Annotated in this window: 16 protein-coding genes; 7 read left to right on the forward strand and 9 right to left on the reverse strand. The window is 65.4% G+C overall.

The features are described from left to right. Positions 1-10: 10 nt before the first annotated feature. Both FIU81_RS05340 and mnmH read left to right on the forward strand, forming a co-directional pair. Positions 11-868: an NAD(P)/FAD-dependent oxidoreductase gene (locus FIU81_RS05340; RefSeq protein ID WP_124112456.1), complete on the forward strand. Its 858-nt coding sequence runs from the start codon at positions 11-13 to the stop codon at positions 866-868. Next, on the forward strand, positions 865-1,914 hold the full coding sequence (mnmH, locus tag FIU81_RS05345; protein ID WP_413816223.1) for a tRNA 2-selenouridine(34) synthase MnmH: 1,050 nt from the start codon (positions 865-867) through the stop codon (positions 1,912-1,914). The genes FIU81_RS05340 and mnmH overlap by 4 nt, the downstream gene beginning before the upstream one ends. Here mnmH and selD read toward each other — a convergent pair. The 7 genes from selD to FIU81_RS05380 form a co-directional block, all read right to left on the reverse strand. Then, positions 1,901-4,021 (reverse strand): selenide, water dikinase SelD, encoded by a 2,121-nt coding sequence (selD, locus tag FIU81_RS05350; protein WP_124112458.1) that lies wholly within the window; start codon positions 4,019-4,021, stop codon positions 1,901-1,903. The genes mnmH and selD overlap by 14 nt on opposite strands. A gap of 25 nt (positions 4,022-4,046) precedes the next feature. Then, positions 4,047-4,604: a pyridoxamine 5'-phosphate oxidase family protein gene (locus tag FIU81_RS05355; RefSeq protein WP_124112459.1), complete on the reverse strand. Its 558-nt coding sequence runs from the start codon at positions 4,602-4,604 to the stop codon at positions 4,047-4,049. Beyond that, positions 4,597-5,643 carry a lipocalin-like domain-containing protein gene (locus tag FIU81_RS05360; protein ID WP_124112460.1) on the reverse strand — a complete coding sequence of 349 codons (1,047 nt, stop codon included), beginning with the start codon at positions 5,641-5,643 and terminating at the stop codon, positions 4,597-4,599. The genes FIU81_RS05355 and FIU81_RS05360 overlap by 8 nt, the downstream gene beginning before the upstream one ends. After that, entirely contained in the window at positions 5,633-8,002 is a 2,370-nt protein-coding gene (locus tag FIU81_RS05365) for an FtsX-like permease family protein (RefSeq protein ID WP_124112481.1), read from the reverse strand. Before FIU81_RS05365 ends, FIU81_RS05360 begins: the two co-directional genes overlap by 11 nt. A 2-nt stretch (positions 8,003-8,004) precedes the next feature. Further along, positions 8,005-8,670: an ABC transporter ATP-binding protein gene (locus FIU81_RS05370; RefSeq protein WP_124112461.1), complete on the reverse strand. Its 666-nt coding sequence runs from the start codon at positions 8,668-8,670 to the stop codon at positions 8,005-8,007. 132 nt (positions 8,671-8,802) lie between these two features. Then, positions 8,803-9,192, reverse strand: a complete 390-nt coding sequence (locus FIU81_RS05375; protein ID WP_124112462.1) for a DUF1178 family protein — start codon at positions 9,190-9,192, stop codon at positions 8,803-8,805. An 11-nt stretch (positions 9,193-9,203) separates the two neighbouring features. Next, positions 9,204-9,680: an NUDIX hydrolase gene (locus tag FIU81_RS05380; RefSeq protein ID WP_124112463.1), complete on the reverse strand. Its 477-nt coding sequence runs from the start codon at positions 9,678-9,680 to the stop codon at positions 9,204-9,206. 117 nt (positions 9,681-9,797) lie between these two features. On the opposite strand from FIU81_RS05380, the gene FIU81_RS05385 reads away from it, so the two are divergent. Together FIU81_RS05385 and FIU81_RS05390 are read left to right on the forward strand one after the other, a co-directional pair. After that, positions 9,798-10,304 (forward strand): glutathione peroxidase, encoded by a 507-nt coding sequence (locus FIU81_RS05385; protein WP_124112464.1) that lies wholly within the window; start codon positions 9,798-9,800, stop codon positions 10,302-10,304. Next, on the forward strand, positions 10,301-11,419 hold the full coding sequence (locus FIU81_RS05390) for an acetoin utilization protein AcuC (RefSeq protein ID WP_124112465.1): 1,119 nt from the start codon (positions 10,301-10,303) through the stop codon (positions 11,417-11,419). The genes FIU81_RS05385 and FIU81_RS05390 overlap by 4 nt, the downstream gene beginning before the upstream one ends. Here the strand turns inward: FIU81_RS05390 and FIU81_RS16665 are convergent. Then, positions 11,416-11,577, reverse strand: a complete 162-nt coding sequence (locus FIU81_RS16665; RefSeq protein WP_172971404.1) for a hypothetical protein — start codon at positions 11,575-11,577, stop codon at positions 11,416-11,418. The two genes, FIU81_RS05390 and FIU81_RS16665, sit on opposite strands and share 4 nt — an antisense overlap. A gap of 425 nt (positions 11,578-12,002) precedes the next feature. Between FIU81_RS16665 and FIU81_RS05395 the strand changes: the two genes are divergently transcribed. Genes FIU81_RS05395 through FIU81_RS05405 form a run of 3 tightly spaced genes read left to right on the forward strand, consistent with a single transcriptional unit; the run spans position 12,003 to position 14,196 of the window. Continuing rightward, complete coding sequence (locus FIU81_RS05395) at positions 12,003-12,908, forward strand: 2-dehydro-3-deoxygalactonokinase (protein ID WP_152460903.1); 906 nt, start codon at positions 12,003-12,005, stop codon at positions 12,906-12,908. Next, positions 12,905-13,519: a 2-dehydro-3-deoxy-6-phosphogalactonate aldolase gene (locus FIU81_RS05400; protein WP_152460904.1), complete on the forward strand. Its 615-nt coding sequence runs from the start codon at positions 12,905-12,907 to the stop codon at positions 13,517-13,519. Before FIU81_RS05395 ends, FIU81_RS05400 begins: the two co-directional genes overlap by 4 nt. Continuing rightward, a complete protein-coding gene (locus FIU81_RS05405; protein ID WP_124112553.1) occupies positions 13,516-14,196 on the forward strand; it encodes a YrbL family protein in 681 nt (226 codons plus the stop codon). The genes FIU81_RS05400 and FIU81_RS05405 overlap by 4 nt, the downstream gene beginning before the upstream one ends. A gap of 453 nt (positions 14,197-14,649) precedes the next feature. On the opposite strand, the gene FIU81_RS05410 is transcribed toward FIU81_RS05405, so the two are convergent. Beyond that, positions 14,650-15,783, reverse strand: a complete 1,134-nt coding sequence (locus FIU81_RS05410) for a CaiB/BaiF CoA transferase family protein (protein ID WP_124112554.1) — start codon at positions 15,781-15,783, stop codon at positions 14,650-14,652. Between the last annotated feature and the right edge of the window lie 105 nt (positions 15,784-15,888).

Raw genomic sequence — 15,888 nt, forward strand, 5'->3', positions numbered from 1 at the left:
GGGCCTCCCCATGGAAACAATCGCGATCATCGGGGCCGGGATGGCCGGTCTTACGGCGGCTCACGTTTTGGCCCGAGCGGGGCGAACCGTCACGGTCTTCGAAAAGAGCCGTGGCACGGGTGGGCGTTTGGCCACCCGGCGCGAAGATGCGGGCGCCTTTGATCATGGGGCACCTATGGCTCAGGGCGATGCCGCTTTCGATGCCGCGATGGAGAGTATCGGAGCCGAACGGTATGGCAGGGGCTGGCGCGGCAATCCGGGAATGAGCGGTCTGGTCAAACCATTGGTGGCGGGGCTTCAGATCAAGGGCGGCTGCCGGATCGAGGCGGTGTCCGGCGCGAAAGGCGATTGGCGTCTGACAGATGCCGATGGCATCCTGCATGGTCCCTATAAGGAATTGATCGTCGCTATCCCCGCGCCGCAGGCGGCGGCACTGCTGCGGGATGCAGACTTCTCGAACGTCGAGATGGCTGCACAATGGACCCTGATGGCTACTTGGCCGGGGATCGAAGTGTCAGTTCAATCAAAGCCCTTCACCGCGATCTGCCATCAGGACCGGATCACATCGAAGCCGGGCGCCCTTGTCGCCCATGCTGATCTGGATTGGAGTGCCACGCATCTGGAAGACGACCCGGAAACGGTGAAGGCCGCGTTGATTTCTGCCCTGCAAACCGCCAGCGGGGTGGCGACCCAGCCGAGCTTTGCGACAGTGCATCGCTGGCGATATGCGCGTACGGCGCGCCCGTTGGGCGCCCCGTTTCTGCGCAGTGGCAGCGGCGCTTTTCTGGGCGGCGACTGGGCGTTTGGTCCTAACGCGGGTGACGCATGGCGCAGCGGGAGTGCGATGGCACAGGCGGTATTGGCGTGACGTTTGCTCCACACGATTTGGCCGAACTGACCGGGGCGCCGTTCGACACCGTGATCGACGTGCGCGCACCGTCGGAATTCGCCGAAGACCACGTGCCGGGTGCCATCAACTTGCCGGTCCTGAGCGATGAAGAGCGCGCCCGCGTCGGCACGATCTACGTGCAGGAAAGCGCATTTCTGGCGCGCAAGATCGGCGCGGCGCTGGTAGCGCGCAATGCCGCGCAGCACATTGAGGGGCCGCTTTCGGATCACGACGGTGGATGGCAACCGCTGGTCTATTGCTGGCGCGGCGGACAGCGATCCAACTCTTTCGCGTCGATCCTGTCCCAGATCGGCTGGCGCGTGCAGGTGCTGGATGGTGGGTACCAGAGCTACCGACGGTTAGTGAAAGACAAGCTGTACGATACTCCGTTCCCGACGAATGTCGTCCTTCTGGATGGTTATACGGGCACCGCGAAGACGGCGATCCTGTGGGCCGCAGCGCGGGCGGGGGCGCAGGTCCTCGACTTGGAGGGGCTGGCGAACCACCGAGGCTCGCTGTTCGGGTCGATGGGCGATCAGCCTGCACAGAAGGGGTTCGAAAGCGCCTTGGCCGAACGGATCGGCGCGCTCGATCCCGCGCGGCCGGTGCTGGTCGAGGCCGAAAGCAGCAAGGTGGGAGAGCGCGTAGTGCCGCCCTCGCTTTGGGCTGCGATGCGCGCGGCACGACGCATCACGGTCGAGGCGGAGCCGGATGTGCGCGCAGCCTACCTGACGCGGGCTTACGCGGATATCGTGGCCGATCCGGACCGGCTCGATGCGGTCTTGGTGTCTTTGACGCGGCTGCAAGGGCATGACCGCATTCAGGCTTGGCGTGGACTTGCGCGCGAAGGTCGCGTGCAGGATCTGGCCGCCGATCTGATGCGGCAGCACTACGATCCCCGCTACGCCAAGCAACGCGACCGGGACGAGACCGGGCGGGTGGGCACCATTCGGGCAGAGCGGCTGGACGATGCAGAGATCGAAGCGCTGGGTGCGCGCGTGGCGGGGATGCTTAGCGCGCCGTGATCCGCGGCGGCCCGTCGGAAAGGTGTCCGATCACGGGATGCGTGGTTTCCGCGTCGGCGGGTAAGGCGGCGAGCAAGCCGCCTGCGGTTTGCGGGTCGAAGAGTATCTGGGCGAGCGGCGTGTCGGGAGCAGCCACGTCCGCAATTGCCGCATTTGCGTCGTGCAGGGTCGATCGGACGCCTGCGGTCAGCAGCCGTTCGGCGCCCGGAAGAAGTGGCAGCGCGTCCAGCAAGATTTCCGCGCCTACATTGGACGCAGTGCAGATGCCCATCAGATGCCCCGCAAGCCCGAATCCGGTCACATCTGTCATGGCGTGCGCGATGCGCAAGTCCCGTGCAACGTTGAATTGCGGTGTGGCCATTGAAGACAGGCAGGCGGCGACCTCTGGCCCGGTCGCTTGCAGCGCCATCTCTGCCGCTAGAACGACGCCGGTTCCAAGTGGTTTCGTCAGCACCAGTTTGTCGCCCGGTTGCGCGCCCGCGAGCGTGATCGCGCGGTCCACGAGGCCGGTGACGGTCACGCCGACCTGCAGCTCGGCCCCGGTTGCGGTGTGGCCGCCGACGATGGCGGCCCCGGCGTCTTCGGCTACGCGCGACAGTCCGGCCATGATCTCTGCCAGGGTGCGTTCTTCAAGGTCTGCTGACAGGCGTGACAGGGTCAGGGACGGAAGCATTGCCTGCGGATCGGCCCCCATTGCAAGGCAGTCGCCCAGCGCATGCAAGCCAGCAATCCGGGCCATCAGGGCAGGGTCTTTGGTGAACGCGCGCAACTGGTCGACCGTGATGATCTGACGTGTGCCGCCGATGGTCAGGATCGCGGCGTCGTCGCCCGCGCCTGTGTCGACATCGGCGCGGGTCGTCGCCGGTAAGTTGGACAAGGCGCCCTGCAACACACCGCGCCCGACCTTTGCGCCGCAGCCCCCGCAGGGGGCTTGGCCGGTGAGCGCGCCCATGCCGCGTGCGTGCTCGGTGGGGAGGGGGGGCGTCTTCATGGCAGGCAGGTCGGACAGTTTGCCCATGAACTTGCTGTCGATGCGGTCCTTCCAGCGCCATAACCACGCGCCATGAAAGGCGAACCCGGCCTTGTCGGCGACGGCGGACTTGCGGCCCGTCGAGATCAACTTGAGATAGTCTTTCTGCGGATTGTACCGGCGCATCGCTCCGCCCGAGACGGCGGCGCGCAGGTTGTCATGCAAGATCGGGGCCTGCCGCACGGCGAAGACACCCGCCTTGGGGCGGGGCGCGTGAGTCAGGTGCGCGCAGTCGCCAGCCGCGAAGATCGCCGGATCGCCGGTTTGCAACGTTGGCCCAACGTCGATGAAGCCATCGGTCAGCGGCAAGCCTGTGTGCGTCAGCCAATCGTGCGGCCGCGCGCCTGCCGCTCCGGTCACGAACCGCGCGGGGATATGGCGGCCGTCGTCCAGCGTTACACCGCTTTCACTGATGCGATCGACTTTGGCATTCTCCATCAAACTGACGCGGTTGCGCTCCAACTCTTTCAACATTCTCTCGCGAGCACGGCTCCCCAAGCCGGACAGGATGGCGCTGGAATCGATCACGGTCACGTCCGCACCGCCCATGCCATGGCTCATGGCCATCGCCAACTCACAGCCACCCACGCCGCCGCCGATGACGGCGATGCCGGCGTCGCGGTCGCCCGCTTTTTGGTAGTCAGCCCAGCTTTGCGCAAAGCGGCCAAGGGGTTTGGCGGCGGTGGCGTGTTCGGCGAAGCCCGGTATCCCCGGCATTTCGGAATGGATGCCGATGTCGATCGAGGCGGCGTCGAATTGGATCGTGCGTGGGCCGAGTATCGTGTCCTCGATATCGATGGATCGTGCGCCCCGATCCAGCGCGGTCGCGTGCCCCAGGATCAACCGCGCGCCCGCGAACCGGGCGAGGCGGACGAGGTCGATCTCCAGCGTGTCGCGGTCGTAATGACCGGCCACGAAGCCCGGCAGCATGCCGGTATAGGGCGCCGTCGGGCCCGGGTTCACGACCGTCAGTCGAGCGCCCGCCAGCGGGCTCATGCCCCAGCGGCGCAGGACGAGCGCGTGGGCGTGGCCGCCGCCGATCAGGACGATATCGCGGGTCTGGGGCAGGATGTTCATGGCGCGCGGTGTAGCGATGTGCGGATCAGGGGGCCAGCCACGTTCCCGCGAAGCCGTCATCGCGCGAGAACAGCGCGCGGCGGTGCAGGTCGCCCAGATGCAGGATGTCGGCGCTTTCCACGTGGCCGCGCAAGACGGCGAAACGTTCACGCTCGGCGGTCTCACGGTAAGCGGTCGGGTCTGCCATCGGCGTGGCGGGCGGGGGCTGGCCGCCATAGTTGGTGGCGGCGCCTTCGGACAAAGCTTGCCAGTCGTCTTCCACCGCGTCGCCGGTCAGGATCGTGACGGTGCAGCGCGCGCGGACCTGTAGGGACGATTTGCGGTCCCAGAACAGGAAGGTCGCGGCGGGGTTGGCCTGCAACTCGTCGATCTTGGCGGATGCTCGATCTGTTTGCACCGTCAGTGTGCCCGCAGAGGCGGACGCTCCGCGCAGCACCACCATCCGCGCTTGCGGTGTGCCGTCGGGCGCGACGGTCGCCAGCGGAAAGGTGTGGAAGGCGTGCTTGTTGTCCGCCGACCCGCGCCCCAGCAATTGCCACGCGTGAGCCCACAGATCGGGCAAACTCTTGTACCAGTCACTCATATCCCGTCATCTCCAGATAACCAATGCCGTCATGGCTGCCGTTCACCGTCACTGGTCCTTCCCAGTAGGGGAACAGCAGGTCCATCCAGCATTGGTCGTTGATCGCTGCAACCGTCACGTCGACGCCCTTGTCGGGCAGCCGCACGCGCCAGCGCACGGGCACATCACGATCTGCCACGCGCGCGGTCTCCAGCGGCTCGGCGCTGAACGCGCCATCGGGGTAGGGGGTCGGCGCGCCGTCGGGGGCGATCCATGTGGCAGAGGTATAGGCCGGCCCGGCGCTGTCGCGCAGGCGGAACCCCATCAGCTTGTCCGCTCCAAGGTGAAGCGAAAACCAGTCCCATCCGCTTTGCGTCTCAGCCAGCGGAGAGGACGACCACTCGCGATCCAGCCATGCGCGGCCTGTCACCTGCACATCGCCATCGGGCAGCATCAGCGTTCCGGTCACGTCATAGAAGGGTTGCGAGTAGTAGTAGCTGGCCTGGCCCTCCGCCGATTTGACCGAATAGCCGCCGTCGCCCTGCGGCACGAAGGGGCGATTGGTGGATAGTTGTAGATCGTAGGCAACCGCGTCACTCGCGGCGGTCAGGCGCACGTCAGACAGGGATGGGCCGTTCATCGACCAATCGTCGATCCAAGCGTCGAACGGGTTGGCCTCCACGCCCGCTTGGCCGATCCCACCGCGGGCGAGGCGTTCAAACGCGACGTGACTGTCGGGCGTCGTGATCGCGGCATGGCCCAGCCACGCCTGTGGAGTCGACCAGTTCGTGCCCGGCGCCAGCGACAGGGCAGAGCGGAAGAGTGTCCACTGAATGCCGTAGGGCGTGCCGTCGGGGCCGGTAAGGTTGGCGGTCACGTACCACCACTCAATCCGGTAGTCGGAGTGGGGGCCGTGGTCCTGCGGAAAGCGGAAGGTCGGGTTCGGGCGCGGCTCGGCGAAGTCGCCGCTGGAGTCGCCAAGGCCTGCGAAGCCTTGGGCTTGCGCCAGTGCGGGGGCGGCGCTCAGCAACAGGGCGCGGCGGGTGATCCTAGCGTTCATGGGCGAAGACCTTCAGCAGTTCGGCGGGCGGCGTGCGCGATAGTCGCCAAGCGGGCCACGCGGCGGCGATCAGCGCGGCGAGGAGAGATAGGCCTGCCAGGCGGAGCCAGTCGAGCGGGAAGATGTGCATGGGCAGGCGCCAGCCGAACGCTTCGACGTTCACGATCGTCAGAAGGATCCATGCCAGCAGCAGGCCAACGGGCACGGCCGCCACGAAGGTCAGCGCCGCCAATAGGGCGGCGCGCGCCAGATCGAGCCACGCCAGGCGGCGGCGCGTCAGGCCCAGCGCCCAGACCGGGGCCAGTTGCGGCAGCCGCATGGTCGCCAGCGTCAGCAGCGAGGTCAGGATTGCCAGCGCGGCGACCCCCAGCGTCAGTACGTTCAGCGCAGCGGTGACGGTGAAAGTGCGCTCGAAAATATCCAGCGACAGGCGTTTGATTGCCGTCTGATCGGTGACCTGATCGGGGGGAAGGTCGAAGCGGTCCCGCAGGTCGGCTTGCAGGGCATCCACGTTTGCCGGATCAAGGCGCAGGCCGAAGTTGGTGGCGGGCGCGTTCGGAAAAAGTTGGTCGAACAGGTCCAGACCGACCATCGCTTGCCCGCGTGGGTTTCCGTAATCGCTGTAGACGCCCGCAATGGGGCCCTGCCAATCTGCGATGGCGATGGTGTCACCGGGCCAGAGGTTTTCGCGCCGGGCAAGCTGTTCGTTAACCAGCGCGGCCTCTCCGGCGGCGATGCGCGGCCATACGGTGTCGGCCTCGTCGATCAGCGGCCAGTTCTCGGAATATGTGGGGTGGTCGGCGACGCCGAAGACCTCTGCCGACGTGCCGGCAAGCTGCGTCTCGGCGGATCGGATCGGCAGGATCGCGTCGGTGCGGGGGGCAAGGTAGGCGGTGATCTCGGCCGCCTGCGCGTCGTCGCGGGCGCTGATGTAGAGTTCCGCGGCAAGCCGCTGATCCAGCCAGCCGGTGAAGGTCAGGCGGAACGAGGACACCATGGTGCCGACGCCGATGTTGGCCGCAAGCGCCAGTAAAAGCGCGGCCAGCGCAAGGCCAAGGTTCGGCAGTTGCTGGCGCGCGTCGGCCCAGAACCACTGCGCGCGGGGTCCGCTGGCGGGGCGGGCGATCAGCGCGAGTACGCCTGACAGGACAGGCGGCAGGGCAAGCGCTGCGGCCAACAGAAGCGCGCCGAGGCACAGGAAACCGGCGATCAGGCCTCCCCCAACAAGGCCCGCGATCAAGGATACCGCCGCGCAGATCGCGGCCCCGATCAAAGGCAGACGCAAGGCCTTTTCGGGCGCGCCGCCGCCAGACATCGCCGGGGCCAGAAGAGGCTGGCGTGCAGTCTGCCATAGCGACAGTGATGCGGCGAGCGCCGTGCCCAAGACGGCGACGGCGAGCCCCGATAGCCACCAGATCGGTCTCAAGGACAGCGCGCCTTGAACTTCTGCCCCGTAAAGACCGCGCAACGTTGCGGCCACGTCGGGCAACAGGGTCGCGGCGATCAGCCAGCCAAGCGCGATGCCGATGGTTCCGGCGATCAGCGCCAGGATCAGCAGTTCGGCGGAGAGCACTCCGATCAGCGTGACGCGCGGCAAGCCGAGTGCGCGCAGGGTGCGGAAGACGCCGCGCCGTTGCGCGAAAGCAAGACCGATGGCGCCCCGCACGATGAACAGGCCGACTACGAAGGATAGCAGCCCGAATGCGGTCAGATTGAGGTGAAAGCTGTCGGTCAGCCGCCCCACGTCTCCGCTTTGCGGGGCGACGCGCCGCAGATCTGGTGCGATCTGATCCAGTGGGGGCGCGGTGCGGGATGGCGTGCCGGTGACAATCAGGCGCGTCAATTCTTCGGGGCGGTCCAGCAGCCGCTGGACGGTGCCAATATCGGCATAGGCGGTGCCGTCCGGGATGCCATCGACCCGCCGAACTGGGGGCAGGCCGTCGGGGATAGTGGTGCTGTCAGCAGCTAAGAGCAAGCCGGGCGCACCGATGAAATCAGACTGAACGTCGGCGGCACTCAGGTCGGCAGGGGCGTCACCGGGGGGCAGGGTGAAGGCGTCGATCCCGATCAGGCGCAGGCCATTGCGGGTGCCTTCGATCACCGGGCTGACGGAGTAGCCCGCGCGGCGCAGGGCGATATAGGTGGCCTGCGGGATCGCGCCGTCGGACACCAGCGTAGGCCGCGATCCGGCAGTGACCTGACCGGCGGCCTGGTCGTAGCTGGCGCGTGCCTCTGCGTTGATCGCCTGCACGCCGGACCAGAGGGCGGTGGCTGTCGCGAGACCGACCATCAGGGTCAAAAGCTGCATGGGATGGCGCCACCAGTGCGACAGCAACGCGATCAGAGTCGGGCGTAGCATCGTCACGCGATGCGACCCTCTTGAAGGTGCACGCGCCGTTCCATCCGGTCGGCCAGCGATTGCGAGTGGGTTACGCATAGCAGCGCTGCATCGGTCTCGGCCACCAGTTCAAGCAGCAGGTCGAGCACATCTCGTCCCGTCGCTTCGTCCAGATTTCCGGTCGGCTCATCCGCCAACACAAGCGCTGGGCGTGCGGCGAGGGTGCGGCCAATGGCGACGCGCTGTTGCTGCCCGCCGGACAGTTGCTCGGGGTACTTCGACAGGTGCGGCGTCAGCCCGAGGCGCTGTGACAGACGGTCGGTCCAGTCGGGATCGTGGCTGCCGGACAGCCGCGCCTGAAAGGCGATGTTGGCGGCGACGGTCAGCGATGGGATCAGGTTGAACTGCTGGAAGACGACCGACACGCGATCCCGGCGCAGGGCGGCGCGGCCCTTGTCCGACAGGGATGTGACCTCGGTTTCGCCCAGCATGATCGTGCCCGCGTCCGCCACATCCAGCCCGCCGATCAGGTGCAGAAGCGTGGATTTGCCCGACCCGCTTTCCCCCGTCAGCGCCAAGGTTCGCCCGGCTTCAAGCGACAACGACACGCCGCGCAGGATGGGCACGGGGCCGTCGGGGCCGGGGTAGGCCTTCTCGATATGGGTCACTGTCAGAAGCGGAGTGGTCATGTCGATTGATCTAGGCCTTGCCGCGCGCGTCGGTAGGGGGTGCGACGGGGTGTGCGGGTCGGACTAGGTCGTCGCAACTTCAACCCGTAAGCGCGCCGCTGTGGATCGGACCGAAGATCGGCTCCGAAACCATCAATTCGCCTTCGACTTCGGACCGAAGGGCAGGGGGATCGCCGGGATGCCGTCGTCGTGCAGCGCCTTGGCATCGGAGATTTTCGCTTGCCCCCAGATCGGTCGGTCGGCGGCGTCTCCGTCGCGGATCGCGCGGGCTTCGGCCGCGAAGCGGTCGCCGACGTAATCGGCCTCTGCCTCTATCTTGCGGCGCAGTTTCGCGATGGGATGTTCGGTGGCTTCAGCTTTGCCGGATAGGCTGGGCGCCATGGGGGCCTTCTTCACTGCAGAGGTCCCGCAATCGGGGCACGTGACCCGCCCTGCGCCATTGAGATCGCCGAAATCGGCGTCAGAGCGGAACCAACTGTCGAAGATATGCCCGTGTTTGCATTTCAGGGAAAAGCGGATCACGCCGCGCGCCCCTATTTCAGCAACTTGGGCAGGTTCGGATCACGCAGGATTTCACGCAATTCCCGATCGGACACCAATCGCGCGGCCTTCTTCAGCGTCACCCATTTGCGCGAACGCTGATCGGCCTCTGGCCAATCGTTCAGAACCTTCGTCACTTCCAGCGGGAACACGGCGACGAGAACCGGCAAGTCAGGGCCATCGTCCAGATCCTTGAGATAGGTATAGACGCCGACACAACGGGTAGAGGCGATGCCACGCAGGCCTGCTTCCTCAAAGGTTTCAATCGCCGCGGCTTCCGACGGAGTCTTGCCGTCCATGGGCCAGCCCTTGGGAATGATCCAGCGCCCTGTATCGCGGCTGGTAATCAAGCACAGTTCAATACGACCGTCCACCCGCCGCCACGGCAGCGTCGCGAATTGAGCGCGCATATCGCGTTTCCCAAGATCGGCCAAATCGACCGAGCGGCCGATTTTTTCGGACTGACTCATCAAACCTCTCACAAGCGCGTGCCGAGCACGTCTGTTATATGACTACTAAGTATATCTGCGCAGGTCTCAATATCAAGTAAAGGTTGCCCATCTGTTCCGTGGCAATATCTATACGTGATGCTGCGATCATTCACTCTGCTGTGCTTCCTGTGCGGTCCCGCTGCCGCTGACGAGCGGTTTGTCTTTGCGTCGATCGACGGTGGAGATATCGATATCGCCGCTCACGACGGGCCGGTTCTGGTGGTCAACACGGCGTCGCTTTGCGCCTTCACGCCGCAGTACGATGCGCTGCAGGACGTGCATGAAACCTTTGGCACTCAGGGGGTTATGGTCCTTGCCGTACCGTCGGATGACTTCCGGCAAGAGCTGGGCTCGGAGGATGAGGTCAAGGATTTCTGTGAGGTGCAGTTCGGCCTTACGCTGCCGATGACCGAGATCACGCACGTGCGCGGGCCTCAGGCGCATCCGTTCTATACGTGGCTGGCGCGGGAAGAAGGCTGGGCGCCGCGCTGGAACTTCAACAAGGCGCTGCTGGACGAGGGACGCGTTGTCGCAACCTTCGGGTCCAACACCCATCCGAATGGCGCGCAGATCACCCGCGCGCTGGGCGACGCCCTGAGGTGACGCCGCGATTCATCGGCTCTGAGATCTATCGCGGCTCCAGCTACGGTCCGACACATCCCCTGCGCGTACCGCGAGTGTCCACCGTAATGGATCTGGCCCGCGCCATGGGGTGGCTGACGCCCATGCACTACCTGACCTCTCCGCGCGCCAAGCCTGCCGCGCTAACAAACTGGCACACCCCCGACTACATCGCGGCGCTGCAACAGGCCGAAGCCCGGGGCACCGTGTCCGACGCCGTGCGCGCGCGGCACGATTTGGGAACGGCGTCCAACCCTGTCTATCCAGAGGTGTTTCGCCGTCCCGCCACGGCGGCGGGCGGCTCTATTCTTGCGGGGCGCCTGCTGCGCGAACCGGGTATCGTCTACAATCCCGGTGGGGGGACGCACCACGGGTTGCCGGACCGCGCCAACGGGTTTTGCTACCTGAACGACCCGGTTCTGGCGATCCTAAGCCTGCGCCACGAGGGGATCGAGCGCGTTGCCTACGTGGATATCGACGCCCACCACTGCGACGGGGTTGCGCATGCGTTCAGCGATGATCCGCGCGTGTGCCTGATCTCTACCCACGAAGACCGGCGTTGGCCTTTCACCGGCGCTATTCATGATCGGGGCGCAGGCAACGAATGGAACCTGCCGCTGCCAAAGGAAGCCAGCGATGATGACATGGATGCCGCCCTTCACCGTCTGATCCTGCCGCGGATCGCCGACCACCGCCCGCAGGCGATTGTCTTGCAATGCGGGGCGGATGCTGTGTCGGAGGACCCGCTATCGCGTCTGGCCCTGTCGAACGGCGCGCATTGGCGCGTGGTCCGCGCCTTGATGAACGCCACGGATCGCCTGCTGGTTTTAGGAGGAGGCGGATACAACCCGTGGTCGGTCGGGCGTTTGTGGACGGGGGTATGGGCAACGCTGACCGGACAGGATATCCCGGATCGGCTGTCGGTTCAGGCGCAGAAGGTGCTGCGCGAACTGGAGTTCCCCGGTCATCGTCTGGGGCGCAATCCCCCGGACCACTGGTTTACGACCCTCGCCGATGCGCCCAGGCGGTCGGGGATCAGCAAGGTCGTGGACGCCCGACTGCGCGTGCTTGAGGATCGCGCGCGCGTCTGGGTCTAGAAAAGATCGGGGAAGTTGGCCTGCATTTCGGGCGTGGCGTGCGTGTTGCCCGACGGAAAGGCCTTGGCGTCGGCGACGGCGCCAAGCGTCATGCCGGATACGGCGACTATGGCGACGGTCAGGGCGATTGCGGTTGCTGTGCGGATAGAGCGGGTCATTGTAGTCTCCTGGTGGGCGCTTTCGCCCGTTTTGTTGTCTGATGCATATACGCAGCCCGACCGCCGATAGTTTCCCGCATTTGCGCACATGACGGGTCGCGACAGCGCGCAACTCTTCACAGATGCGGGAGGTGCTGTTGCGTTTTCGATCACGGGTGTCCGGGCGAGACTGACAAGGCACTGACGCAAAATACTTATTTTGCAGCGCGAACTGATAGAGCACAATTGCGCCGATGCCTGATCCGCAGGCATGCCGTGTTTGAAACGGCAAGAAAAAAGACGAACTTGAATCGAACGCGGCTTGAGTTGATTGCCTCACACCAGAATAGCAGCGTCGTCGCGCGATTTGGGAAACGACCTCGCCGGGTTGATACCGCTTCGGGCGGGCCGCATGCTGGGGTCGGTTTTGGGAGAGAGGGGACTTGATGGACACCGGCTGGATCGCGGTTGACTGGGGGACGTCTGCGCTGCGGGTCTGGGTGATCGGTGCGGATGGGTCCGTGCTGGCGCGCCTGCGTTCGGATCGCGGCATGGCGACGCTTGCGCCCCTCGCGTTCGAAGGCGCTCTGTTGGATCTGATCGACGCGCATCTCCCCCAGGCCTGCGTCACGCCGGTGATCTGCTGCGGTATGGTCGGCGCGCGGCAGGGCTGGGTGGAGGCACCTTATATCGCGGTCCCCGCGGCCCCTCCGGTCTTCGCGCAAGCGGTGCGGCCAGACGTGCGGGATCCCCGCATGGCGGTGCATGTCCTGCCGGGGATGCGCCAGGACAAGCCCGCCGATGTGATGCGCGGGGAAGAGACGCAGATCGCCGGGTTCCTGACCGCCCACGGCGACTTCGATGGCGTGTTGTGCCTGCCGGGCACCCACGCGAAATGGGCGCGGATCAGCGCCGGAGAGGTCGTCAGCTTCCGCACCGTGATGACCGGGGAGCTCTTCGCGTTGCTGTCGGGCCAATCGGTTTTGCGGCACGGGCTGGACGGCGACGGCTGGGACGATGCGGCCTTCGCCGAAGCGGTGGACGACGCGATGACCGCGCCCGCGCAACTGACCGCGCGCCTGTTTTCATTGCGCGCCGAGGGCCTGTTGCACGGGTTGGACGCGGCGATCGCACGCGCGCGCCTGTCGGGCTGGCTGATCGGTCTGGAACTGGCCGGAACGCGGCCCTACTGGCTGGGGCAGAACGTGGCTCTGATCGGAGACGGTGCGCTGACCGACCGTTACGCGCAGGCGCTGCGGGTGGTCGGCGCGCTGCCTGCGGTGACGGACGCCACGCGGGTGACGCTCGCCGGCCTGACGGCGGCCCGGATGCAGATGAAGGGAACGACATGAGCCGCGAGATCATCGCAATCCTGCGGGGCGTTCAGCCCTCTGACGTCGTGGCGATCGGGCAGGCGCTGATCGACGCCGGGATCGACCGGATCGAGGTGCCGCTGAACTCGCCCGATCCCTTGGCCTCCATTGCCGCCTTGGCCGACGCGTTCGGTGATACGGCCCTGATCGGCGCGGGCACGGTTCTGACAGCGCAGTCGGTGGCCGATGTTCATGCGGCGGGCGGGCGGCTGATCGTGTCTCCCGACTGCAATCCTTCGGTGATCGAAGCCACGCGCGCCCATGACATGCAGTCCTTTCCGGGCGTTGCCACGCCCAGCGAGTGCTTCACCGCCCTGCGCCACGGCGCGCATGGGCTGAAGTTCTTTCCCGCCTTCCTGATCGGCCCGAAAGGCCTGTCGGCGATCCGTGCCGTCCTGCCTGAAGGCACGCGAACCTATGCCGTCGGCGGTGTCGGCCCCGACACCTTCGCCCAATGGATCGCAGCAGGCGCCACCGGCTTCGGGATCGGCACAGGCATCTACACACCCGGTCTGACCGCGGCAGAGGTGGCGGACCGCGCGCGCACGCTGGTGGAAGCGTATGATGCCGCTGTAGGTGAGCGAACGTGACCGCTTTCAAACCGTGCCCCGATATCATCCAATTGAACGGCCAGACTCCGATCGCGTCTGGCCGGGTGCGCGACGTCTGGCCGCGGCCCGGTCATGACGATGAAATCCTCAAGACGATTGTGGAGCGCAAGCGCTCGGAATACGCCGCGCGACGCGGACTGTTGGGGTGGCTTTCACAGAAGTTGCTTGGCCCGTATCGAACCTTCTGGATCGAGTACAAGGAATACGCGCGCGTCGCTCATCGTGCCATCGAGAGTGGTCGCCTGAATCCCATCGTAGAGATCGGCGGACTGGTTCAGACGGACCGAGGGCTGGCTCAAGTCTGCAAACGCGCACGTGGCGTCGATGGTGGTCCGGGACGCACACTTCGCGAGATTCTGTCTTCGGGCGACATGACGGTCGATCTGACCGAACGCCTGAGCGCTTTCGCGCAGGACATCATCGCGCTGAACGTCAATGCGCCCGATCTATCAACGGCCAATGTGATGTTCGATGCCGTAGAGGATCGTTTCGTTCTGGTGGACGGATTCGGTGACAAGACAATCGTTCCCGTTCGCCGCATCTTGCCAAATGCCAACCAGCGCAGGTTGGAACATTGGCTTTCGAGATATGCCCAGAATATTCTGCGGTGGGACAGCGCCACACAAACCTTCACGCTGAGGACGTCCCTGAAATAGCGTAACATTAACGTCGCAGCGCGATGAATCCGCAAACTTGGAATATGGAGGAAGGACCAAAAGGGGAAGGTCACTGCGCGCAAGCGCCGTTTTACGGCCTTTTACGGTGTGCTATGATCCACGACCGCACAGCCGCCACCGGAAAGGGGCTCGGAAATACGCTCCAATCGCCGCGTCTGAAAAGCGCTTGGAACTGAGCGCCAGAGCCCGGAGTCACAAGCTTTGATAGCTTCGCTTCGATCCAACCGCCCCGCTGAGTTTGAAACGTAGCGATCAAACCGCAACTACGACGACCTTTCCGATGTGGCCGTCCGTTTCCATCACCCCGTGGACCATCGCGGCTTCGTTGAAGGCAAATGTGTGGGCAAAAAGGGGGCGTCGTGCTGTCCCCGCAAAAGATGGAATTGCGCTTCACGCCGCATGATATGTTGCCGCATGCCAGGTTGGCGCCGTCTAGGTCGCCCTGAACTCCGCGCGGATCGTCTCGCTGTGGGCGTTCAGGGCCGGTGCGTGCGCGTGTCTTACCCTGCGCACGCCGTTGAACAGGGGTGCGGGGGCGGGCAGGGAGACGTTAGCGCCGCCGGGTGTTGTGACGGTGGCAGTGGTCAGATGCGGGTGAGCGATCAGAGAGTTCATGTCATTGACGCGGGCGAAAGCGATGTCGGCGGCGGAGAGCAAAGCTATGATGGCGTCGGCGTCATGGCGGGCGATGGCTGCGCCGACGGCGGTATCGACGCGCGCGCGATGTGTTACGCGGGCCGTGTTCGTGGCGGTCTCGGGGTCGTCCGCCAGATCGGGTCGGTCGAGCACCCGTTTGACCAGCACACGCCATTCCCGGTCGTTCTGAATGGACAGCAGGATTGGCTGGTCGTCCTGGGTCGTGAACACTCCGTAGGGCGAGATCGAGGGATGCGCGAGGCCCATGCGTTTCGGCGTTTGTCCTGCGGCTGCGTGCAGGTAGGGCACCGTCAGCCAGTCGGCGATCACGTCGAACATCGACACCCGGATGTCGGTGCCCGCGCCGGTGATTCCGCGCCCGATCAGCGCCTCAAGGATCGCGGCGTGCGCCGCTGCGCCCGTGGCGATATCCACGACCGAGATGCCTACACGGGCAGGCTCTGACGGGCCGCCGTTGATCGAACACAAACCGGACTCGGCCTGGATCAGCAGATCGTATGCCTTGCGTTGGGCGAAGGGGCCGCTTTCCCCGTAGCCACTGATGGAACAGGTAATCAGGCGCGGATTGCGGGCGCGCAGGTCATCGGGACCAAGACCCTTGCCGTCGAGCGTTCCGGGCTTGAGGTTCTGGACGACCACGTCGGCGCGATCTGAAATGTGCAGCAGAAGCGCGCGGTCTGCTTCCGCGTTCAGGTCGAGGCACAGCGACTCCTTACCGCGATTGAGCCACACGAAGTAGCTGGAGTCGCCCGCTGCCGCTTGGTCGTAGCCACGTGCGAAATCGCCTTCGGGGCGTTCCACCTTGATCACCCGCGCGCCCGCATCGGCCAGCCGCGCCGTGCAATAGGGCGCGGCGACGGCCTGTTCGATGGACAGGACCAGAAGGCCATAGAGCGGTCCGGTGGTCATGGCGGTTCTCCATTTGATATGTGCTGGCTAGTCTACCGGGGCTGAAAAGGCTTATCCCAGAATTGTACGTACGTCAGGGTGCAGTGCAGGACCATGCCAGCCTGA

The sequence above is a fragment of the Palleronia sp. THAF1 genome (assembly GCF_009363795.1).
GTDB lineage: Bacteria > Pseudomonadota > Alphaproteobacteria > Rhodobacterales > Rhodobacteraceae > Palleronia.

What these genes read in the sequence shown, in the direction of transcription:
- FIU81_RS05395 (WP_152460903.1), top strand. Translation starts at nt 12,003, where the DNA reads ATGGACACCGGCTGGATCGCGGTTGACTGGGGGACGTCTGCGCTGCGG.
- FIU81_RS05340 (WP_124112456.1), top strand. Translation starts at nt 11, where the DNA reads ATGGAAACAATCGCGATCATCGGGGCCGGGATGGCCGGTCTTACGGCG.
- selD (WP_124112458.1), bottom strand. Translation starts at nt 4,021, where the DNA reads ATGAACATCCTGCCCCAGACCCGCGATATCGTCCTGATCGGCGGCGGC.
- FIU81_RS05385 (WP_124112464.1), top strand. Translation starts at nt 9,798, where the DNA reads ATGCTGCGATCATTCACTCTGCTGTGCTTCCTGTGCGGTCCCGCTGCC.
- FIU81_RS16665 (WP_172971404.1), bottom strand. Translation starts at nt 11,577, where the DNA reads ATGACCCGCTCTATCCGCACAGCAACCGCAATCGCCCTGACCGTCGCC.
- FIU81_RS05365 (WP_124112481.1), bottom strand. Translation starts at nt 8,002, where the DNA reads ATGCTACGCCCGACTCTGATCGCGTTGCTGTCGCACTGGTGGCGCCAT.
- FIU81_RS05370 (WP_124112461.1), bottom strand. Translation starts at nt 8,670, where the DNA reads ATGACCACTCCGCTTCTGACAGTGACCCATATCGAGAAGGCCTACCCC.
- FIU81_RS05410 (WP_124112554.1), bottom strand. Translation starts at nt 15,783, where the DNA reads ATGACCACCGGACCGCTCTATGGCCTTCTGGTCCTGTCCATCGAACAG.
- FIU81_RS05355 (WP_124112459.1), bottom strand. Translation starts at nt 4,604, where the DNA reads ATGAGTGACTGGTACAAGAGTTTGCCCGATCTGTGGGCTCACGCGTGG.
- FIU81_RS05360 (WP_124112460.1), bottom strand. Translation starts at nt 5,643, where the DNA reads ATGAACGCTAGGATCACCCGCCGCGCCCTGTTGCTGAGCGCCGCCCCC.
- FIU81_RS05400 (WP_152460904.1), top strand. Translation starts at nt 12,905, where the DNA reads ATGAGCCGCGAGATCATCGCAATCCTGCGGGGCGTTCAGCCCTCTGAC.
- FIU81_RS05380 (WP_124112463.1), bottom strand. Translation starts at nt 9,680, where the DNA reads ATGAGTCAGTCCGAAAAAATCGGCCGCTCGGTCGATTTGGCCGATCTT.